19 protein-coding genes are annotated in these 22,713 nt (G+C 45.4%); 16 read left to right on the top strand and 3 right to left on the bottom strand.

Going from position 1 to position 22,713, the window contains the following annotated elements:
• Positions 1 to 162 precede the first annotated feature (162 nt).
• From Q9R46_RS08165 to Q9R46_RS08190, 6 genes are all read left to right on the top strand, one after another.
• Positions 163 to 534, top strand: coding sequence for a hypothetical protein (locus tag Q9R46_RS08165; protein WP_311279598.1), 372 nt, complete (start codon positions 163 to 165; stop codon positions 532 to 534).
• Between the two features lie 392 nt (positions 535 to 926).
• On the top strand, positions 927 to 2,531 hold the full coding sequence (locus Q9R46_RS08170; RefSeq protein ID WP_311279600.1) for an extracellular solute-binding protein: 1,605 nt from the start codon (positions 927 to 929) through the stop codon (positions 2,529 to 2,531).
• Between the two features lie 112 nt (positions 2,532 to 2,643).
• Positions 2,644 to 3,546 (top strand): ABC transporter permease, encoded by a 903-nt coding sequence (locus Q9R46_RS08175; RefSeq protein WP_311279601.1) that lies wholly within the window; start codon positions 2,644 to 2,646, stop codon positions 3,544 to 3,546.
• A gap of 60 nt (positions 3,547 to 3,606) precedes the next feature.
• On the top strand, positions 3,607 to 4,479 hold the full coding sequence (locus Q9R46_RS08180) for a carbohydrate ABC transporter permease (RefSeq protein ID WP_145330291.1): 873 nt from the start codon (positions 3,607 to 3,609) through the stop codon (positions 4,477 to 4,479).
• A gap of 20 nt (positions 4,480 to 4,499) precedes the next feature.
• Positions 4,500 to 6,194: a hypothetical protein gene (locus tag Q9R46_RS08185; RefSeq protein ID WP_311279603.1), complete on the top strand. Its 1,695-nt coding sequence runs from the start codon at positions 4,500 to 4,502 to the stop codon at positions 6,192 to 6,194.
• A gap of 117 nt (positions 6,195 to 6,311) precedes the next feature.
• Entirely contained in the window at positions 6,312 to 7,286 is a 975-nt protein-coding gene (locus Q9R46_RS08190) for a sugar phosphate isomerase/epimerase family protein (protein WP_311279604.1), read from the top strand.
• 718 nt (positions 7,287 to 8,004) lie between these two features.
• Here the strand turns inward: Q9R46_RS08190 and Q9R46_RS08195 are convergent.
• The gene (locus Q9R46_RS08195; RefSeq protein WP_311279605.1) at positions 8,005 to 8,595 is read right to left on the bottom strand and encodes a P-loop nucleotide/nucleoside kinase family protein; all 591 of its coding nucleotides are present in this window, start codon (positions 8,593 to 8,595) and stop codon (positions 8,005 to 8,007) included.
• Between the two features lie 218 nt (positions 8,596 to 8,813).
• Here Q9R46_RS08195 and Q9R46_RS08200 point away from each other — a divergent pair, with 218 nt between their 5' ends.
• Entirely contained in the window at positions 8,814 to 9,149 is a 336-nt protein-coding gene (locus tag Q9R46_RS08200; RefSeq protein WP_145330299.1) for a PadR family transcriptional regulator, read from the top strand.
• The gene (locus tag Q9R46_RS08205) at positions 9,149 to 10,537 is read left to right on the top strand and encodes an FtsW/RodA/SpoVE family cell cycle protein (protein WP_311279606.1); all 1,389 of its coding nucleotides are present in this window, start codon (positions 9,149 to 9,151) and stop codon (positions 10,535 to 10,537) included. Before Q9R46_RS08200 ends, Q9R46_RS08205 begins: the two co-directional genes overlap by 1 nt.
• 16 nt (positions 10,538 to 10,553) lie before the next feature.
• On the opposite strand, the gene Q9R46_RS08210 is transcribed toward Q9R46_RS08205, so the two are convergent.
• Positions 10,554 to 12,338, bottom strand: a complete 1,785-nt coding sequence (locus Q9R46_RS08210) for an ABC transporter substrate-binding protein (protein ID WP_311279608.1) — start codon at positions 12,336 to 12,338, stop codon at positions 10,554 to 10,556.
• Positions 12,339 to 12,650: 312 nt separating this feature from the next.
• On the opposite strand from Q9R46_RS08210, the gene Q9R46_RS08215 reads away from it, so the two are divergent.
• Positions 12,651 to 13,001: a hypothetical protein gene (locus tag Q9R46_RS08215; protein WP_145330305.1), complete on the top strand. Its 351-nt coding sequence runs from the start codon at positions 12,651 to 12,653 to the stop codon at positions 12,999 to 13,001.
• Positions 12,938 to 13,897, top strand: a complete 960-nt coding sequence (gene yidC / locus Q9R46_RS08220) for a membrane protein insertase YidC (RefSeq protein WP_311279611.1) — start codon at positions 12,938 to 12,940, stop codon at positions 13,895 to 13,897. Before Q9R46_RS08215 ends, yidC begins: the two co-directional genes overlap by 64 nt.
• Positions 13,898 to 13,974: 77 nt before the next feature.
• Here the strand turns inward: yidC and Q9R46_RS08225 are convergent, their stop codons facing one another.
• Positions 13,975 to 15,114: a LuxR C-terminal-related transcriptional regulator gene (locus Q9R46_RS08225; RefSeq protein WP_311279613.1), complete on the bottom strand. Its 1,140-nt coding sequence runs from the start codon at positions 15,112 to 15,114 to the stop codon at positions 13,975 to 13,977.
• Positions 15,115 to 15,246: 132 nt separating this feature from the next.
• On the opposite strand from Q9R46_RS08225, the gene Q9R46_RS08230 reads away from it, so the two are divergent.
• From Q9R46_RS08230 to Q9R46_RS08255, 6 genes are all read left to right on the top strand, one after another.
• Positions 15,247 to 16,017, top strand: coding sequence for a class I SAM-dependent methyltransferase (locus Q9R46_RS08230; protein ID WP_311279614.1), 771 nt, complete (start codon positions 15,247 to 15,249; stop codon positions 16,015 to 16,017).
• Entirely contained in the window at positions 16,001 to 17,107 is a 1,107-nt protein-coding gene (locus Q9R46_RS08235) for a saccharopine dehydrogenase family protein (protein WP_311279615.1), read from the top strand. The genes Q9R46_RS08230 and Q9R46_RS08235 overlap by 17 nt, the downstream gene beginning before the upstream one ends.
• A gap of 119 nt (positions 17,108 to 17,226) precedes the next feature.
• Positions 17,227 to 17,520, top strand: a complete 294-nt coding sequence (locus tag Q9R46_RS08240; protein WP_311279617.1) for a hypothetical protein — start codon at positions 17,227 to 17,229, stop codon at positions 17,518 to 17,520.
• A 77-nt stretch (positions 17,521 to 17,597) separates the two neighbouring features.
• Entirely contained in the window at positions 17,598 to 18,890 is a 1,293-nt protein-coding gene (locus Q9R46_RS08245; RefSeq protein ID WP_311279618.1) for an amidohydrolase, read from the top strand.
• A gap of 200 nt (positions 18,891 to 19,090) precedes the next feature.
• Positions 19,091 to 20,482, top strand: a complete 1,392-nt coding sequence (locus Q9R46_RS08250) for an Ig-like domain-containing protein (protein WP_311279619.1) — start codon at positions 19,091 to 19,093, stop codon at positions 20,480 to 20,482.
• Positions 20,483 to 20,548: 66 nt separating this feature from the next.
• Complete coding sequence (locus Q9R46_RS08255; RefSeq protein WP_311279621.1) at positions 20,549 to 22,486, top strand: S-layer homology domain-containing protein; 1,938 nt, start codon at positions 20,549 to 20,551, stop codon at positions 22,484 to 22,486.
• The last annotated feature ends 227 nt before the right edge of the window (positions 22,487 to 22,713 follow it).

Raw genomic sequence — 22,713 nt, forward strand, 5'->3', positions numbered from 1 at the left:
TAAAATAAGATATTATTGGATAACTCCTCTAAGAAGCAACGTAGATTTTCTCTGTTGCTTCTTAGAGGAGTTTTTTGTGAGGCTGCTCGAAAAATAAAGTAAAAACAGTTAGAAAACAAACAACATGTTCTAAACTATAGATATCAAAAGGGGGGAAACAAAATGCATCAGTATGGGCAACAAGTTTGGGGCTCCTTGGAGCTTGGTAGCAAGGTTAACATTACAACGGATAACAATACCTTCAATTTTAGCATGGATGGATCACGATATTCTTTGGACATTCCAACGGGAAGTTACATGACTAGTAGGAACAGACATGAGTCAGAGCTCGTTCAGATCATGACTGGGACAGCTGAACAACTGAGCTTACCTGTGCGGTTCAAGCTGGGCGGGATTCATGATGATCAGAAGTTGAATGTATTAATTCTGGAACATCTCGACAAGAGTAAAGAGTATGTGCTGGATGAATTCGGGGGAAGCGCAGTAGATACGCTTTTTGGAGACGTTCGTTTTAATCTTGCTCCAAGAAACTAGCCAACTAGCATCATCATAGGTTGTTTAGAAATGACCGCGAATAAGGCGGTCTTTTTTATTTGCGCGCTGATCAGGAAAATAGATTAGTGAATGTCGTTAATTGTCGAATTGGAGAGGATTACCACCTGAAAAAGAGTGAGAACAACCTAAAAATGTGTTAGGTTATATAACATAAATGGCTTGAAAATAGTTTATTGTCAGGAATATTGTTTATGAGATAGGTTTTTTAACGTAAAAAATAGAATTTTCCTGTTTTGAAAATAGTTTATTGTCGATTTTCAGAAAACAATGTAATAATTAATGACATTCACAGGTGCGACAAGTTGGACAGCTATAACGGAGTGGCGATCATGTGAATCATTACAGGATGGGTGCGAAAGGGGAAAGGTCAAATGAAATTATTTCAAAGACGCAAGGCAGGAAAGGCAAGTTCGATTCTCGCAGCGGTAACAGCATTCACTCTATTATTATCCGCGTGTTCGTCAGGTAGTGAATCATCATCTTCATCATCCGGGGAAGCGGGGGCGGGGAACAGAACCACGTTGAAAGTAGAAATTTTTGACCGGGGAAATACACCGGCAGGTTACACCATCTCCGATAGTTATCTGACACGCTTCATTCAAAAGGAATTTGGTGACCCGAACAATATTGATGTTAAATTTGTTCCGGTTCCGCGTTCAGAAGAAGTGCAGAAGCTTAACGTGCTCATGGCAAGCGGTTCTGAAGTGCCTGATGTTGTGTTCACTTATGATTCCGGTACATTTAATCGTTATGCTTCACAAGGCGGTTTGACAGAATTGACCGATCTGCTGAACAAAGAAGGAAGTAATCTGAAAACATTCCTGGGTGATGACACGCTCGCATACGGTCAATATGATGGGCAACAATTCGCAGTCCCGGGTAAACGTCTGGTGTTAGGCAAGTATGCTTCGTATGTCCGGCAGGACTGGCTGGATTCACTCGGATTGCCTTCACCTCAAACGGCTGAAGAATTGCACACCGTCCTGAAAGCATTCAAGGAGAAAGATCCAGGCAAAGTGGGATCAGGACTCATTCCCATGGGGATGTCGATCGCTTCGGCACAATATGAGCCATTGATTTGGTCTTTCATTCAGCCTCTCACGGAAGAACAGAGATATACACTGACTCAACAGCTTGGCTCGAATGATTATCCAACGTTGCTGCCTGGCTTCAAGGATGCGCTGAAATATATGAACACCTTGTATAACGAGGGGTTAATGAGTGCAGACTTCGGGCTGGATAAAGACAAGAAAAAACTGTGGGAAGATGTATCCAACGGAAAAGTAGGTTTCTATAGTGAAGATGCGGGAGAGATTTACATCTCAGGTACGTATAAAAACCTGCAAACGAACAAACCGGATGCGGTGATGACACCGATTGACGCGTTCAAAAACTCGGAAGGCAAATTTGCCAAGCCGGCATATGCCCCCAATGCAATGTACGTCATGATTCCAAAAACAAGTCAAAATGCAGAAGCAGCCATGAAATATCTGGACTGGATGGCATCTGGCAACAATCTGTTTGACCTGCAATACGGCGTGAAAGACGAAAACTATGAGCTGGTAGACGGTGTACCACAGATCAAAGAAGATGCTCCTCCTGAAATTGCTGGTCGGATTTACAACTCCGGTGACATTGCGATCATTGTAAACGGCAAATATGTCGGAGACGAAAAGAAAAACGAAGAGGCTTATGTCGTTCAGGTGGATTCCAAATACCGGGATGACATGCGCAAATCCGTAACCATCTCCAATACGGATACGATTCAGCCTGTACGTTTCTCCAAACCCATTGAGGCGGAATCTCGTTATGGTAACGGCTTAAAAGACAAATTTTCGGAGTTCATTGTGAAAACAACGATTTCCAAGCCGTCTGATTTTGAAGCGGTGTATAACAGCATGATGAGTGATTATATGGCAAGTGGGGGTCAAGCCATTCTTGATGAGCGCACGGAGGCTTACAAAGCGATGAAGTAATGATCATAAGCGCAGGTTGGACAGGTCTGACCGCAATTGAACAGGACATTTCATGGGGGCGATGTTAGAATCGCCTTCCATGAGATATCCTTCACGACTTGGGGGGAACATTATGAAGACAGGCACGTATTTCCGCAGAAACTGGCAAATGTACGCATTACTTGTGCTGCCAATGTTATACTTCATCATTTTCAAATACGGTCCAATGTATGGGGTACAGATCGCCTTCAAGGATTTTAACTTCTTCCAAGGGATCGGTGGCAGTGAGTGGATTGGATTCGATGCGTTTAAGGAAGTGTTTCAAAATCAGGGATTCTACACCGCCCTTCGTAATACAATCGTTCTGAATCTGCTCGACTTGCTCGTATCCTTTCCGGCACCGCTGATTCTCGCTATCCTACTCTTTGAATTACGAGTAGCCTGGTTCAAAAAAATGGCACAGACGCTGCTTTACATTCCACACTTTATTTCCTGGGTCATCATAGGTGGTATCGTACTGCAGGTGTTTGGCACACAATCAGGCTTCATTAACAACATGTTAATGAGCATGGGGCTTGATCCGCTTCCGTTTCTTTCGGATAAAAACTATTGGATCTTTACGTATCTCGCCGTAGGTGTGTGGCAGAGTGCAGGCTGGGGAACGATTTTGTATCTGGCATCCCTTACAGGCATTAACCGTGAGCTTTATGAAGCAGCCGAGGTAGACGGGGCGAGCCGTTTGCGCAGAATTTGGCATATCTCTCTGCCAGGCATCAAAACGACCATTGTTACCTTGCTGATCATTAACGTCGGAAACATGATTTCCATCAGCTTTGACCGGCCGTTCATCATCGGAAATGTAGCAGTACGCGAATACTCGGATGTACTCAGTACATTTGTATACCGTCTGGGTCTGCAATCCGGTCAGGTGACTCTGGCGACCGCAGTGGGACTGTTCCAAGCTGTCGTTGGACTGATTTTCATCCTGGGCGCGAACTACGCATCTAAAAAATTGACAGATGAGAGCATTATGTAACAAAACGAATGCATCTGCGGCAACACGGTGTCCATCTATGATCTGTAAGGAGTGAGTGAGATGTCGGAAAACACGGCGAATCGAATATTCAACACAGTAAATGTAACTCTGATTATCATTGCGATGGTATTATGCCTTGCACCATTCATCCATATCATTGCCATCTCGCTTAGCTCGAACCGGGCGATTGGTTCGGGAGAGGTTTCCTTTTTCCCAAAAGAGCTGTCCTGGGAGGCATACGGTAAGGTGTTTGGTGATGGTTCCATGATTCGTTCCCTGATCTATACGATCTGGTTGACGGTTCTGAGCACGGTGCTTAGTATGCTTATGACGATTATGGCAGCATATCCTCTTGCCAAAAGCAGTCTGAGAGGCCGCAAATGGTTCATGCTGGTCATTGTTGTAACGATGTTTTTTAGCGGGGGTATTATCCCGGAGTATATTTTGATCAAAAACTTGCATCTGCTTGACAGCACTTGGGGACTCATTCTTCCTGGACTAATCAGCCCGTTTTATATGATTATTCTGATCACCTTTTTCCGCGGCATTCCGGAGAGTCTGGAGGAGGCGGCAGATATTGATGGCAGTACCCAGATTGGAACGTTAATCCGCATCATTCTACCGCTGTCTCTTCCGGTAATGGCTACACTCAGCTTGTTTTACGCTGTAGGACGCTGGAATGGATTCCAGGATGCATTGATGTATATTACCAAACCGGAGTTGTATCCGTTACAATTGAAGTTATATCAGATGATTCAGCAGAACCAAATTACCGAACTGATGCAAAATGAAGGTATTGGTGCAGTTCATGTATTACCGGAAAGCTTGAAAGCAGCCAGCGTAATATTTTCGACATTGCCAATTCTGCTTGTCTATCCGTGGTTGCAGCGGTTTTTCATCAGCGGTGTAATGGTAGGTGCTGTAAAAGGCTAACGTCTCAGGAGGTCATAGGCATGACACAACCGATGGTTAAGAAGATGTCCAACGAACAGCAGCATCTGGTTCACCAGTCCATGGTCATGATGGATCGTTTTTATGACGATGAATTTGCATTGCTTCGCAGTTTTGAAGACGATGCATCACAGCACGGTACACGAGGAAGTGCGCATTATGCGCTGGGCTTGCTTATTCGTCAGGAGCCCGGCGATGTGGAGCGGGCTGTTCGTGTACTTCATAAAGTGCTTGATTATCAATATGATGCACCGGAAGAAATTTATCACGGCACCTTCGCGACCCAGACGAATGAAGAGCATCCACCCGCGGGTCATTATGCGTGGAAATCATTTGCGCCAGGCACAGCCTATTTCCTGGAACGCACCTTTGAGAAGGTGTCTGCGCAGTTTATTCATAACCTGCAGCAAGAGAATGATTTGGTGAAGAAAGACGCAGACGTCAAACGATTGAGAGAGCTGTTCTATGCGTCCGTGGACGCTGTTTTGCCCCCGGTCTGGATAAGTTATGATCCAAACTGGCGGGAATTTATCGCATGTGTGTGTGCTATAGCGACAACCGAGTTTGCGGAACTTCTGCCGGATAAGCTTATTCAGCGGATGGATGAAGCGATGGAACGAGCGGTTCAGGGCTCTGTGGACCGCAGACGGTCAGATGTGATTCCGATGAACACGAACATTGAACTGATGCATATTTTTATTACCCATTATTATGGACACCGGTTCGAGCGGGTAGATTGGATTCAGCATGCGGATGAGCAGGCCGAAGGTCTGTTACAGGAGTTTGAGCAGTACGGAGGGACGTTTGCCGAGTTCAATACCACGACCTATTACGGGGTGGATCTTGCCGTACTTGGCATGTTCCGAAAGTATGCGATGACGAAACGAATGACTGAAATTGCACACCGGATTGAACATGGATTATGGAACAATATTGCGCTTTATTACAATGCCAACCTGGAGAATCTATCGGGTCCATTCGCCCGCGCATATGATATGGAGATGCGGGAGCATAGCTCGATCGGTGTATTTCTCTATCTTTTGCTGGGAGAAGGCTACGAGTATTTGACGGGAATGAACTGTGAATCAGGGCATGATCCGATGATTGCATTATTGGGTGTTGATGTCCCTGAAGAGGCTGTACCGTATTTCAAAGCCCATCAAGGAGATCGACTCGTGCAAAAACAGTTCATGGAGCTGTGTGAACGGAGCGATCCAAAAGCGAATCGAAATTTGTGCACCGCTTCGGCCTGGATTGGTGAAACACGAATGATAGGTGCGATGTCCGGCAGTCGCAATACGAACGGCCAGATGCATCCTGCAACGATTCATTGGCAGACCGAGACAGGGGAGCGGTATTACCTGCGTCTTGTTCGGCGTGAAACAGGCGGAGACTGGAACAGCCATCTGCGCGGTATCACTTTTGAAGCAGAAGTCACAGCGGAGTCATTGCAAATTGAGGTGCAGCTGGATACGGCGGAGGAGATCGAGGTTTATTTTGAAATTAAAGGACCTCACTTGCATCCACAGCATTTACAACCAACACGTTGGACGCTTCCGGGGCTAACCTGTTCTGTAAAAGCCGAAGCCCCATCGCCGACAGTGTTAATGTATACCGACTATGCTGAAATAATCTACCGCTATGTTCCGGGCGTGACGGATAACAGGATGAGGTTTGAACTCAGTATCATTGAATAGATCGATGATGCAAGACGGTATCATAGGGTTAGGCAGAAGAATATAAGTGGACGTTTTCAGAAGGCTATTAGAAGGGCTATGGTAGGGTTAAAGTATGTAAGGAGGAGGGCAGGGTAAATGTACACAGACAAAAAAGAGTACTCTTTCTCGACATGCTGGAATATCAAGCGCCATACGAAGGGCGAAGGTATGATCGAAGAGATTCTGTCGCTTGGATTCAGGCAGGTGGAGTTGAATTATAATGTGACGGATGAGCTATTAAAGACGATTGAACCGATGATTGAACGTGGGCAAGTGGGTGTATCGAGTGTGCATAACACGTTCCCGCATGTGGCCGATCCGGATTACGGAACGGATTCGGTGTTGCTTGGGTTCGACGATGAGCCACTGCGCAAAAGGGCAATTGAATTGTTGCTTCGTTCTGCGGAGTATGCTCATCGCTACGGGGCAAAGGCAGTAGTTGTGCACCCGGGAGAAGTCCCGTTTGAGTATAACATTGACGAAGCTCTGAAAAAGATCTATCACGAGCAAGGCAAGGATTCACCGGCTTATCAAGCTTTGTGGCAGGAGATGCTGGAGAAGAGGCAGGCTGGAAGTGAACACTATTTGAAACGCATACAGGAAAGCCTGGAAGAGGTATGTAATCTTTCGGAGCAGCGTGGATACGGTGTGAATTTCGGAATTGAAACCCGTTCACGCTGTTATCAGATGCCTACGCTACAGGAAGCAGGATCGATCATTGGTCAGATGAAGGGGGCACCGCTTGGGTTATGGTATGATATCGGCCACGGCATGATGATGGATCGGATGGGATTGTATGATAACGTGCGTGAAGCCAATGCGCTGATCGATCATGTCGTGGGGGTTCACATCCATGAAACGGTAGGGTTGTCAGATCACTGGTGTCCTTATATTCATAGTCAGGACATGACTTATTTTGATTCATTCCTGGATATCATTGATCGATCCCCAGTGAAAGTGTACGAACTGAAAGCGGCCTGCACGCCCGAGGAGATTGACGAGAGTCATAAACTCATTACGGCTCGTATTGCTGAACGGCGGGAGAAAAAGAAGCAGGCGAGTGAAGTGTGATGCAGTAGTGGAATTGGGGAAATACAAGGTACAACGAGCGTGAGAAAATAGAAAAAACACTGAAAACACTGAAAACACTGAAAACACTGAAAATACTGAAAATACTGAAAACACGAGGAGAGCATACACTCTCTCGTGTTTTTTGTTTACCGAGTCGAAATGAGTGTGTCAAGCAGGTTATGGGGAAGAGCAGAACGGAGAGAGTGATCAAACGGAGTGGTGATAGGAAAGGTTAACGTATCAGTCAAGAATAGCAAAAATGAGTTCTAATCCTCACCCTTAAAGTTCTAACGATCACTAGGAACCTTATTTCCTCCATCTAGACTGATAGGAAAATCTAACGATCACCAGAGAGCTTATTTCGTTGTTTCGGTGACTTTTTGGCTGTGATCGGGGCGATTTTAGGAAAATAGCGTCACCTGAGATCGTTAGAATTTTAAAACCGCCAAAAAGGTTCAAATAAGCTCTCTCAGGATCGTTAGAGATTGATTGCCTTCATACCTACCTTGCATGCTCAACGCAACTTGCAATCCCATGGTACCCGAACCAGTTCCAGTTCACCCCAATACCTGCGCCCCGAAGAAAGCTTAACCTGTAAAAAAACCGGCATTTCACTACAGTCCAATTACAATTCAGTCAAGCTATCCTCCAATTTCCATTAAACGATGTACAGGAATTTATGGATACACCTTCCTTTTGAAAAAGTCACCCTTTCCTTTCACTTATACATCCGGCGTTCCAATTCAGCAAAGGCAATGTCAGGATCGTCACTGGAGTTGTCGATATACGCAACAGATTCGGCGGGAAGAGGCCAAGCGACTCTTTTTCGCTCTAGAGAGGTACGGAATGCATCCCAGTTGGCTAGTTTCCATTCATCTAAAGGAGATTGCCTTGCCGTAATCCGTTGGTAATACAATGCTTCGTTCTGCAAATAAACGTAAGCGACTCGAACATCGGTGTCATGAAGAGACCGTCCGATGCGTGCGAGTTCCTGCTCAATCCAATCCGGTGTCTCGGTCTCTTTGGTAAAAGGACCTACAACAAGGGTATCTACACCAAGCTGCACGTTATCCAGGGCGGCGTCCATCGTGATTCGATAACCCAGATCACGGCACAGTCGTTTGTATTCCGGTGAATCCCGGTCGGATGGATCAAGCCCTTGTAACGTCATAATGGCCTCAGCGGCTGGGCGAAGCAGGATGTCCATGTCCAGAAAGGCGGCTTTGTATTTGCGCGAGAGCGCTTTGGCAAGCGTAGTTTTGCCACTTCCGGCTCCGCCAAGAAAGAAAATAAGTTTACTTCTACTCATGCGAGAAAGTCTCCTTTAATTCGTAATATCGGTCTATCTAAATCTGTAAAGATCAAAAAAAATTCTATACACAATTCAAGGCTGGATAGAGGTAGTTTAACATAAATAGATAAATGGAGTGCTGGACATAGAAGGAATAATAAGGTATCATGACACCTAGATTAACTATGCATAGATTTCCGATGCATTAGATCAGTACTTAGGAGGGAGCGTTTTGTTTGCAGATTAATAAACAAATGATTAAAGGAAGTACAGAAACATTAATTTTAACTTTACTTCATGCACAACCCATGTATGGCTATGAGCTGATTAAGGAACTGCATCGTCAATCGGAGGGAGTGTTTATTCTCAAAGAAGGAACGTTGTATCCGATCCTACATGCGATGGAAATCGAAGGATGGGTGGAGGCTTATTGGGCAGAAGTGGAGGGCAGAAAACGGAAATATTACTCCATTCGAGAGCAAGGCATACAGGCATTACAACAGAAAAAAGCGGAATGGTCTGTATTTCGTCGTGCTGTAGATCGCGTGATCGGTGAAGGAGGTTTAGCCTGATGAATCAGAAGAAAGTGAAAGAGCAGGGGAAGCAGAAAGAAAAAAAGGAACAGATTCAGAATTATCTGGATCAAATCTGTGGTCAGGTCAGGGCGAGGGAAGTACATAACGATCTTCGTGAAGAAATCGGGAATCATCTCGAAGAGATGACCTATGACAAGGAGCAGGAAGGATTTACAACGGAGGAAGCTGCCACATACGCTATTGAACAAATGGGTGATCCGGCTGATCTAGGCAAAAGAATGCACAACATTCATTGTCACCGAATGCACTGGGGATTATTGGCGGGAGTCGTGGGGATGGCTCTTATTGGCATGGTTTTGACCTGGATATATACGAATAGTCTATTAGACTTGGGAAATGAATACTCATCCGTCCATCTACTATATACAAGTATGGGGATGTTAGCCATGTTGTTCTGCCTCTTTTTCGACTATAGGAAATGGATTAAATCTGCTTGGTGGGTATACATTCTAATGAATGTTCTCTTATGGATTACCCCGGTGATAGCAGACTCGTATGGTAGCTTGAATAGAATGCTTATATTGCCATTTGGCTTCTCAATCGATGTTACCACGTCCGCCCTTTGGATATTGCCACTCGCGATCGGCGGGATTGTCATTTCCCATTTTCGTTCGGGTCTGAACGTACAAATGATCTTTACCTATGTTGCGTTAGTAGCTTTGCCTATGGTACTTATCTATCAAATCTCGGATTGGGTCCGATTGTCGTTATTTGGGTGCATATCTTTGCTACTGTTCGGATGGATTACAAGAAAGTGGCTGTATACGCTGATTACTGCGTGTTTTTGCGGAGCGGCTGCAGCCGTTCTATTACTTGTAACCGATCAATATGGTCGGTTCGAAAGGTTGTCTGTTGTATTTAATCTCGATCAAGACTCTAAGGGTATGGGATTTACGAATAACGCTATTATAGATATTATCAAAACAGCGGGGTGGTGGGGGAATGGAACGAGCATTCCGACAGGTTCAACTTTAAAATATCTTTATCTGAGTTTTCCCGGGGTGATGCTCGTTGATGTGTTTGGATGGTCTGCCTTTGCGCTGTTTTTTGTTGGCCTCGTGTGGTTTGTAAGTACATTATTTAAAATGCTGCCGCGTATACAAGACAAGTTTGGTTCGATCATTGTCCTTTCTATAACGGCTACACTTGCGCTTCAACTGAGTTATTCAGTTGCGATCATCACGGGAATGGTCCCAATCATGAGTATTGAATTTCCCCTTATCGGATATGGATCTCATGTGATGCTTGAATACGCCATGATCGGTTTGCTTCTTGGTGTTTATCGTCGAAAGGATACGGTTTCCTTGAGCCGTAACTACACCCGAACCCACACGGGAAAGAGTATGACGTTATCAGAAAGATGATGGACTATACCAAGGTTCACAACTTTTCTGAGGGAAACCAGATATGCCGCAGATTAACCCAGCCCTGACTGTTGAATGACATTCCGCGAACGGAAGGAAGATAAGCGGTCTCTACAGGTTTTTGGGACAAAATGAACATTAGATGTTCACGAATTAGAAATTCTTCGATGTCGAATAGTGCCTGCTTACGCTCGCTGGTATGTGGAGATGCGGCAATAGATTGTAACCTATGTTGAACTTGCTCCTGAGATGAGGATTCGAGGTGCTCAGATATTGTGGAGAACAGATCATATCTGCGTAGCTCCACGTCCCGATCTTGAATCAAGGAGAAGAGAATGAGATCAGATTCAAGCCGCCAATCGCCTTTGAATTGTTCCATGTTGCCTGTGTGTATGGTGCAATGAAAACCGGATCCTTCCAAAATCAGTGCAAGCCGCTCAGCATCGGGCCGATATTGCGGGATGGTAGCGAGGTGCAAGGCGATGGGCTCATCGTAAAAAGGGCTCTCCTGCGAAGTGGGATTATTCTCATGTTTATATTCATGATGTTGAGACCGATTTGGTGTCCCCTTCTGTTGTGCCAGGTGAATAGACTGTTGCAAATAGGCTCGTACAGCCGGATCGTTTAACGGTCCGGTTTTTTGTGTGTTACACGTAAGCAACTTGGTCACGGTCACACCTGAACTTGCCTGTGTCCAAGCCGTTCCCGTCGTTTTAGTCGGATTATGCACAAGGTGAAAAAAGGGAGATTCCACATTTTCGATAGATGCAGGCTTCTGATCTGAATCAAGTTCATCGAGTGGAGTCCCCCACGGAATTTGCAGAATATCCACCCGGTCAATAAGGGCTCTGCCTTGAAAATATGCCGCATAAGCTTCAAGTCTGCACAGGTTCTGATCCCATACAGTCACTTTAAAAGGCCCCGTTCCTACCGGTTTTAGCATGGACTGTGTCGGGTCGGTAGGTATGTTTGCCTGATCTGTATCCAGGTTTCGAGCAACAATGACGGCCCGGCTTGTCGTCAGAAAAGATAAAAATAATTCCTGTGGTCGCTTTAAACAGAATCGCACAGTTAATGGGTTTAACACTTCAACCGAATGGATCTGCTTCATAACCTCACGGTACAATGTACGCCGCTCCGTAGATAACAATCGTTCAAACGAATAAACCACATTTGATGCTGTAAAGGGGCTGCCGTTGTGAAAATAAACCCCTTTCCGCAAATGGAAAATCCATGTATGTCTATCATCGGATACATCCCATGTATGCGCTAGGCAGGGCAAAATGTGTCCTCGCTCGTCTCGCTGCACAAGTCCATCGTATACGTGGCTAGTTACAAAAGACTCGGCAAGCAAATTAATATATAACGGATCGAGCGCATGAAGTTGCTGACGAACAGGCAAACGAAGCGTATCGATTTGTTCATTGTTTGTTCCAGCTTCCGTGTGGTGCCCTGAATAACCGAGCAGCCACTGGTTCAGAACATGTTGCATAGACATTGAATTGGAGAATGCACGAACTTGATCGGCAGCCTCTTGCAACTCCAGGCGATTCATCGCTTTCATCATGTACTCTGTAGCAATTTGGTCTGCTGGAGCTAGTAATGACAGAGTCGAACGCCGTCCCCGTCCCCGCTGGGCATGCCAATGAATCCAGCCCAAAGAAGCCATTTTTTTCACAATCGTTAATGTGTTGCGATGGGTACAGTCAAGGATCACAGCGAGATCTGCTAGCGTTATGGTGTGTTCTAATGCTTCTCCGAGCTGGCTGTGGAGTAGCAAGTATTGCTGATGCAACTTCAACGGGGTTCCTCCTTAATGACATGATGTATGACGTTCCTTAGCAATCTAAAATAAGAAGTTATATCGGTCAAGATTTTTATTTTTGTTCTTATTTTATCATTAAGAATAAAACGTAGATAGATGAATGGAGCTTTTTCCCGTGATTGATAAAATAATCTCTTCATCCCATCTTTGTGATCTTGTAGCCCGGGTAGAATTGTCCAAATTAAGAACGGAATAGAGCGGAGTTTGGATTTGCCAGCAGTTCATTTATGCAAACGTGATATGTAAGTGCTATAATGTAAAAATAAACGTATGAAGGGGGTGAATCTCTTGTTTGAATTACATGAGCTATTACCGTATATATTCTCCATTGGTCTGATTTTTACCGTCAGTTACGCCTATATTGCCCATCTTCATTGTGGTATGACGGAGTACTGGATGGAAGGTGGAGCTGGAGACGGAATTGAACCTGTCTTTCCGGCACTTGGCTTGAACTTACAGCGCAGGCCGGAAGACTGGAGCCGCATGGTCAGACGAAAAGAAGCACCGGATGAAGATGAACCAGACTGTATTTCCTTGTTGAGACTGGAATCAACCAATCAACAAGGAGGATATATATGGAACATAATGCAAACAAGAGGTTTACGCTCACATCTGGCAAGGGACGGATCTATGGCCTGATTGCGATTTTATTCGCAGTTATGCTGCTTGCCGGATGCAGTAATAATGTATCAGAGATTAATTCTTCCACGCCAGGGTTCTTTAATCATTACATCGTATTCCCACTGTCGTATCTGATTCAGCATATCGCCAGTATATTTAATGGAAGTTATGGTGTAGCGATTATCGTCATCACACTTGTCATTCGTCTCGCATTGTTACCGCTCATGATGCGTCAAGCGAAGTCCCAGCAGGGAACACGGGTGATTATGAATGCGATGAAACCTGAACTGGATGCCATTAAGAAAAAATACGAGGGCAAGAACGATACGGCTAGTCGGCAGAAGTTGTCTGAAGAGACAATGGCGTTGTACAAAAAGCATAAATTCAACCCGCTGAATATTGGCTGTTTGCCATTGTTAATTCAACTCCCGATTTTATCAGGGATCTACACAGCAATTCGGCTAACGCCAGAGCTGTCGTCCCATTCGTTTTTATGGTTTAAGCTTGGAGCACCTGACTATGTACTGGCCGTAGTTGTAGCGGTTATTTATCTCATTCAGGCGAAGGTGTCACAGGCAAATATGGCTCCTGAACAGCGCAAACAGTTTGCGATTATGGGCTATATCTCCCCGCTGATGATGGCATTTTTCTCGTTTTCCGCACCAGCAGCTATGCCGCTGTACTGGACGGTCGGGGGCTCGTTTTTAGTACTGCAGACACTGCTGTTCCGCAAATTGTACCCAGTAGAGCATCCTCAGGTAGCCGAAGTGACGCAAGTAAGTACGAAAAAGCCAGATCACATCAAAGGTGCTAAAAGCATGAAGAATACTAAAAATACGAATAATGCAAAAAATACAAAAAATGAAAAAAATGCAGGTGCTTCCAAACGTTCTGCTAAACCTGCCAAGTCGTAGTAGAGGTATAAAAATATTTAAATCACGCAAACAAAAGGAGCGCGTCCATGGGGACACGCTCCTTTTGTTTGCTTAACCTACATTCCAGGTATCTCCGGCTCTCCGGATAACTGAAAACGGGAAACAAAATGCCAGATTAACTCCCGACGGGAGGAAACCTTTGTTTTGGCGAAGATGGACTTCAGATGATCTTGAACGGTGTAGGTTGAAATATGCATAGCCGCTGCAATTTCCTTCGAGGAAAAGCTGCGTAGTACATAGGCGAGCAATTCACGCTCCCGAGCGGATAAGGCATAACTCTCGGACAGCAGGGGGAGTAAGTCTTGAGGCATGGCCTGCTCCAGCCAAACGGCGATCTGATCCCATTTCTCTGAATGTTCTGCCGATTCGAAAGACTGCATCAAACTAGCCTGAAGCATAACATAACGACCGTCCGCCAACTGGACACAGACTTTGGACAGTGAACTGTCCGATGCTGGTGAAGCTGACGAGGCATTCTTTTGAATGGATTTCAGTAGATGAGAACTCACGGCACGGACTGGTCTCGGAAGCACATCGGATTCAACCTGCTCCAATCGGCGTAATTCGGATAACCAGTAATGTGCGGCCGGATTTTGCATTACAGGTTCGAGCGAAGCGCGTAAAATAACAATGCCCGGCTCCCGCGGACTGCCACCTTGAAGCTCTTCCATCAATAATAGATGAGTTGTCCGTAGCATAAATGCAACTGACGATGCCCAGTGTTGCATAAGCTCCCGCTCTTCTTCCGAGAATGTAGGTTTGTTCTGTTTGCGGTACAACGTGAGATAACCCCAGCAGGCATCGTTATTCACAAACACCGTGCGAAGCTCATCCCCGAATCCGGCAGGCTGTAAAATATTCGTATAACGTGAACTTGCTCCAGGCCTTGATTGAATGGAAGCATGTAAAATGGCTGCATACTTACCGGATTGAATCAAATCGCTATATTTATGGATATCCTCTTCCATGTATTCATTAATAAACAATCGATCATGAATGGCTTCAATGCCATCTGCCGTCACCGCACCTGTAGAAAGAAGGGTGGAAGGGTCTACGGTGGTGAAGCAATAGGCATCATATGCGATGACCATTTGTATTTGTTTGAGAACAGCTTCCCGATAGGTCCGAGAGGTCCAGTTTCCTTTTTCAAGGGAAGTAATCCGGTGGCTATTCTGTGGAGTGATCAAGCTGGTCAAATGCATAGGCTCCTTCCCGAGTACGTTAATATCCCATACTTATGGGATGGTCATCTGTATGTATCCTTCTATAATGAAATTAGACGATTACAGAGTCAAGTCTAACTTCAAATTCAGAGGAGTGTAGCTACGATGAAAGATCATATAGATGGTACGTGGGGCGAAAAACGTAATCATGGAACGGAGTGTACACTCTCCGACAATCCTTTATCGATGAGTTGGGAGAACGCAGACATCTATCGATATGAGCAATCGATAACTCTCAAAATTCCGGGGTATGCCCATATGCATGATCTGATGGATAAACTTCTCACAGCAACAATAGCAGATAACAACGCCGATATTAAATTATTAGTTACCGGGGCTGGAGGAGGAACGGAGATTACTTTGCTGGGTACAAAACATGCTGACTGGTTGTTGGCGGGTATGGATACCTCTCAGCCGATGTTGGATTTGGCGAAAAAAAGAGTCCAAGAAGCTGGTATCTCGAATCGGGTCAAGCTTCATTCTGTGACCATTGAACAATTACCTGAGGATGACTTGTACGATGGTGCCACGAGTATGTTGATGTTGCATTTTATTCAGGGATTGGAAGCTAAAAAGTTTTTCCTGATGCATCTCGCCAGTAGGCTCAAACCCGGTGCACCTCTAATTCTTGCGTCTGTTAATGCAGATCTGGATTCTCCCGTTTATCCGGTCATGATGCAAGCTTGGCGAGAACATATGATGCAGGCGGGTGTGCTTGCCGAGGAATGGGAACGGTTTGCCGCATCGCTCGGTCAGACATCCGATCCCGTGTCTGCAGAAATTTTAGTGAAATTGCTCGCGGAATGTGGTTTTTCCCGGATAACCCGTTATTTTGGAGCATTCTGGGTGGAGGGGTACTATGCAATACGAGACTAATATACAACAAGACAACATCATGAAAGATCAGATCTGGGTCGTTGGTGGTTACGGCCAAGTGGGGCAGATGGTCTGCACTCAGCTTGCGCGTGCATTTCCCGGCAATGTGTGGGCAGCGGGTACACGTTTGGAACGTGCGGAACAATTCAGTCGCCAGACAGGTGGCGCAGTTAAGCCGCTGCAACTGGATATTATGAAAACGGTAGACCCTGCCATGTTGCGACACGTTAAACTCGTCATCATGTGTGTAGATCAGAACGATACCCGATTCGTTGAAAGCTGTGCCAAAGCCAGAACGGATTATATCGATATTTCCGCCAAGGTTGGCTTTTTGAAACAAATGGAAGGGTTGCATTCCGTAATGAAGGCCCATGGATCAACCGCAATTCTCAGCGTCGGTTTGTCACCCGGCATAACGAATCTGCTTGTGCGTGAGGCGTCGACGCAGCTGGATCAAGTGCAGGATGCGGACATCACGGTGATGCTCGGTCTCGGGGAGAAACACGGCAAGGCGGCAATCGAATGGACGGTGGATCAGATGAATGCCAATTATGAAGTCATGCAGCACGGGCAACTAGTCAAAGTACAGAGCCTGAGCGGTGGTAAATCGATTGAGTTTGGAGAGGGACTGGGACGGCATATTGCGTATCGATTCCCTTTTTCAGATCAACAGGCTGTAGCTCGAACACTTCGTATTCCCAATGTGTCAACGCGGCTGTGTCTGGATTCACGCTGGATCACGAGAGCACTTTCGATATCGAGACGAGCAGGACTACTGAAGCTGTTGCGTTTTGCCTGGCTTCGTAATCTGGCAGTTAAAGCATTTGCTTGGATTCCGGGTGGTAAGCCGATGTTTGCTGTGAAGGTAGATGTTGCTGGATGGAAAAATGGAGAGCGGGTGGGAATGGAACAGCTCTTGGTTGGCGAGAAGGAAGCAGTTCTAACAGCAGAGGTCGCTGCCGCTGTGGCCAAAAGAGTTTATACAAAGTCTCAACAGCCAGGCGTGTATCATGTGGAGCAATGTTTCTCCATACAGGATATTCAAGAGGAGCTGGAATACCCGTTAAATGTGGTAACGAAGATCATCTAACCTGACGGGTAAGAGGCGCGACGGATGGCCTCAGTTCTTAAACCCGGCTTAAAGTTTTTGTCTGAAAGCTCCAATCTGCTATGATGAAACTATGGATCAAGCACGATTGGAGGGAGAACATGGACTGTATCGCCATACTGCCTTATTACAGAGTACAACGAGAGATGACAGGCCTTTCGCAGGAGATTGAGAGGAATGCACGTACCATGACGCTTTATTCGGATCGAATCGTAACCAAATACAGGGAGTTCAGGATTACGGAAGTGTTTGATATGTCATTTCGCCGGATGGGGGATGAAGGCGGTTTTTTCTATTTGCATACGAGTACAGGGGTGTATCCTTATATGGTAGAGATTGATCCCAGACCATTTATCCGAACTTTTCATCAATTGGCAATTGCCCGGATAAAGTGATTGACCTTGCCGCTGCGTGAAGCCTTACGCTGGATTGGACACAAATTACAAGTTCCAATTCAGAGGAGTGAAAGTACATGGGTATTTTGATTCAGCAAGCAACGGTTCTAACGATGCAAGAAGCCGGAGCACCTTTTATGGGCGATATTCGTATAGAAGGGAACCAGATTGTGCAGATCGCCAGTCATATCATGCCTCAACCTGAGGACGAGGTGATCGATGCTCGAAATAAACTGGCGATGCCCGGTCTTGTGAATGCCCACCAGCATTCGCCAATGAGTCTGCTTCGAGGTTTTTCCGATGATCTGAAGCTGATGGACTGGCTGGAGCGCAAGATGCTGCCTGCTGAAGCGCGGATGACACCCGAAGATATTTATTGGGGGGCCAAACTGGGCATTGCAGAGATGATTCGTTCCGGAACAACCGCTTTTGCCGATATGTACATTCACATGAATGAGATTGCGGAAGCAGTCACTGAAACGGGCATGCGTGCATCGTTGACACGGGGAATGGTTTTTATGGAGGATGACGGAGGACGCAGGTTGCAGGAAGCGATCGATCTGGTGCAACGCTGGTCGGGGAAAGCGAATGGTCGAATCACAACGATGTATGGGCCGCACTCTCCTTATACTTGTCCGATGGAACCGCTGCGTGAAGTCATTGCGATGGCTGTTCAGGACGAGATTCCGCTGCACATTCATCTGGCAGAAACGAAGGAAGAAGTAGAGAAGATTCGTAGCCGCTATGATATGACACCCACGGAATATTTGGAGGAATCAGGTATGTTCGAGCGGGCGCATGTGCTACTGGCTCACGGAGTACATCTGAACCCTCAAGACATCCGCAGGCTGAAGGGCATGCGCGGCGGTGTCGCCCATAATCCGGTGAGCAACCTTAAGCTCGGTTGTGGCATAGCTCCGGTTGAGGCGATGATTGCCGAAGGGATCACGGTAGGAATCGGCACAGATGGAGCAGGGAGCGCAACAACACTGGATATGTTCGAAGAAATCAAGGCTGCATGCTGGCTGCAAAAGCTGGAATACGGTGATCCAACCCGGCTTCCAGCACGTCAAGTACTTGATATGGCAACCCGTGGGAGTGCAAAATTGTTATCATTGCAAAATGAAGTGGGGATGCTTGCACCTGGATACAAAGCGGATCTCATTCTGATTGACCTTGTCAAACCTCACCTGCAGCCCATTCATAATGTAGAGTCGCTGTTGGCCTACAGCGTGAATGGGGCGGATGTGCACACCGCCATTGTAGATGGGCAGATCCTGATGCAGGACAGAAAGTTGCTTACCATAGATGAGGATGAGTTATATCGTGAAGTAAGCACTCGCGCGAAGCGAATTGTGGAAGGCATTTAAAAATATTTTTTTCGAAAATTAAATGGAATATGGAAATTTTTTGATGGTTAAAACGCTATGGGAGCATATCCCATGGCGTTTTTTGTCGAATATTAACTGGTAATAGTTCTATGGACCTGTTCAGAATCGGTTCAGAATAGGTCGTTATACTTGCTATGTATCTATATTAAAAATCAGATAAACACGAGGAGGAACATGAATTGAAGGGGAAAAATAAACACAATAAATTAAAGCCGATCATGAGAAAAAGCATGTTGGCTGCACTCGGTCTTGGTATTGCCTTGCCTGTAACTGGTTCACTTCCTCAGGTTCAAGCAGGAGCAATTGAGCCGACTATTAACATCTCACGCCCGGTACTTAATGATGATATTTATTGGCTAAGCCATTCGTCTGAGCAAGTGGATGCGCTACCTATTATGCCCTCTATGCCAATCGGAGTTGATAATAATACGGTCACTATAGATTTGAGTACTCATTTTCCTTCTGAGAGGTTTACTCAACTCGGTGCGATCTCAGATAATACCAATGTCGCTCGCGCTTATGTAACTAGTGAAAATAAACTTATTGTTGTTCCTTACCGTAGCGGCAAGATCAACATTCAATTGCAGGCTAAAAATGCACTATCCCCAGAAGGGGAAATGATTAGAGACAATATAGAGCTCTACATCAGCAAAAAAGGAGATCTAAACGGTGACGACAAAGTTGATTCTGCGGATGCAGTTCAGCTATACAATTACCTTCGTAACATGGTAACCCGTCGTGGCTTCTCTTTTGTAGAGATGAATCAAGCAGATGTAGATCGAAACGGTGAACCTGAATTGGCAGATATGAATGCTTTGCTAAGTGGTTACGCTAACCAATCTCTTGGGGCTAAAGATAATAGCTATGTATTAACTTTCAAGCAAGTCGATGACGCTCCATATGTGTTGAATGGCTTGTTAAATGGGGATTTGAAAGTGGGCGCTACGTTAACAAGTAACACCGATTTCTTTGACCCTGACGGCGATACACTTAGAACGATGCACTATCAATGGTATCGGGGCTCCGAAGCAAGTGGAGAAGATAAAACAGAAATCATAGGAGCTACTGATGCAGTATATAAGATTACTGATGCCGAGCAAGAGAAATATCTCTTTTTACAGATTACACCTGAATCTTATTCATCTGATCGTCCTCAAGGAAAACCGGTAGTCCTTCGTAGTGAGTCAACGGTTGCGGTAAAACAGGAGGATATCGTAAATCTTTCGCCATCGAATGGTTCTACGGAAGTTAAGACCAATGCACCATTAGTAATTACGTATAATCGGCCTGTAAAAATAAATATGAGCAGTTACTCCAGCATTATCATTAGGAACCTGACATCTAATCAAGTTGAAGCTTCTTATATGGTTTTAATGGGAAATGATTTCTTAATAGATGAGAATAAGATCTATATTAACAACCCGGGTTTGAAATACGGTGCTAATTATTCTATTGAAATCTCAAATGACGCTTTCAAAGCTGCGGATCCAGATGATAATGCTTATATGCAAGGGACTGTCGTAGAACAAAATGGTGTTCCATGGACATTTACTACACGGATACCACAATAATTTAAAATTCTATCTTCTTCAAAGATTATATCTACCCATTATTGATTCAGACATGGAGGTTATACCATGCTTCAACTGAAAAAGAAACGTATTAAAATGAGAAAAACGATGTCAGGCCTGATTATGTTGACATTATTCTCGTCACTTGTCTTGCCGGGCTCCGCAGGAGCTACACCTCCTCAATCATCACAAGTCGAATTGGCGAATGTGAGTGTACAGGCAGGTCAAACCGTTCATGTGCCTGTTGTTATGAAAGCGACGGAACTTCCGATCAAAGCTTATAATATGCAAGTTGATTATGATACAACAGCGTTGGAGATTGTTCGAATCACTCCAAGAACGATCAATACAATCACTTCATCCCCAGAACTAAATACTCCATCCGATTTCCAGTACGTTATTAATAACGAGGAAGGATGGGTGCGGATTATCTGGATGGATCTTAGTGAAGTAGAGCATTGGATCGATACAGGTGACCAAATGTTCGATATCGAATTTAAAGCTAAATCCACTGCTACTCCAGGACAAAAACAGCTCAAAGTGAATCAGGATGACTCAGAACACTTCCATTTCGAAAATGTAGACTATGGTACTAATGCCCAATTGTCAGGTGGAACCATTACCATTACAGCAGCTAGTTCAGGTGGTAACTCCAGTTCGCCTTCAACGGGTTCATCAGGTGGCGGGGGCTCGGCCGCACCAACTCCTGCACCATCTGTGCCAACCACATCTTCCACTCCAGCGCCAACTAAAGGCGTAGACATTTACGTGAATGGACAGAAGCAGGAGCAGTCTGCAACGGCATCAATCTCCACGATTGATAATAAAGTGACTACAACGATTCAAGTGGATAACAACAAAGTGATCAATCAGGTGGGGAACGGACTTCGTACACTGTTACTTCCGGTTACAGGCACGGGTACTAATTCGGTTGTCGGTGAACTGAATGGCAGGCTGGTGAAGACGATGGAAGGCAGTAATGCACAAGTTGTTATTCAAACGGATACAGGAACGTATACCCTTCCAGCCAATCAAATCAAGGTAGATCAGGTGGTTAGACAACTTGGCGGCTCAGCATCTTTGGAAGATGTTAAGTTTCAGATTGCGATTACACCAAGCAATGATGCAAAGAAAGCAGCGATTGCGGCGGCGGCAAGCAAAATGAATAATACAACGGTGATCGCGGCTCCGGTTGATTTTGAAGTGAAGGCCGTTTACAAAGGTCAGCAGGTGGATGTGAATCGCTTCAATGCTTATGTAGAGCGCACGATCACTTTGCCTAAAGACACCGACGGCTCCAAAATCACCACAGGTGTCGTTCTTCAAGCGGACGGTACAATGCTACATGTGCCAACCAAAGTAATCAAAGGAACAACCAATGATGCCGCGGTAATTAACAGCTTGACAAACAGTACGTATGCGTTGATCTACCACCCGGCAACGTTCACGGATGTCTCCAATCACTGGAGTCGCACGGATGTTGAGGATCTGGCTTCGCGTCTAGTTGTGGAAGGTTCAGGAGATAATACATTTGCACCGGATCGAAGCATTACGCGCGCAGAGTTCACAGCTGTATTACTCAGAGGTCTTGGTCTGCATTCTCCTGAGAGTGCCGTAACGACAACATTTACAGACGTGAACGCAGATAGCTGGTATGAAAATGAAGTGCAAACCGCAATTTCCTATGGACTGATCTCCGGTTACACGGATAACAGCTTCCGTCCGAACGACGAAATATCCCGTGCCGAAGCGATGACCATCGTTGCGCGTGCCATGAAACTGGTAGACTTGGCTAAAGCGGATGCTTCCGAGACGGCGAATTTGCTTGGTGCGTATAGTGATAGTGGCCAAGTCCAAGCATGGGCTGCAGAGTCTGTAGCCTCAGCCATTAAGCAAGGTCTGGTTCAAGGCGCTGACGGGAAACTGATGGCAGATGCAGACATTAGCCGTGCTCAGACGGCAGCTATTGTGAAACGTTTGCTCGCTAAAGCCGGATTGATCTAACTTATTTTTAAATGATTGTTCAGTAAAATGTATTTCCTAACCACAATAGAACACCTGCCTCTCGTTTAACGTTATCGTTGAATGGAAGACAGGTGTTTTTTATTTCAAACGAAAGCTTTGTTTAGAGACGGATCATTTGATAAAATAGAAGGGACGCCTCAGTACACTTTCTAATAGAAAAGGATATATCGGCACATTTTAGTTTCTTTCCTATGAGGCTTGTTGTG

It is taken from the genome of Paenibacillus sp. RRE4 (genome assembly GCF_031844205.1).
GTDB classification, from domain to species: domain Bacteria; phylum Bacillota; class Bacilli; order Paenibacillales; family Paenibacillaceae; genus Paenibacillus; species Paenibacillus xylanexedens_B.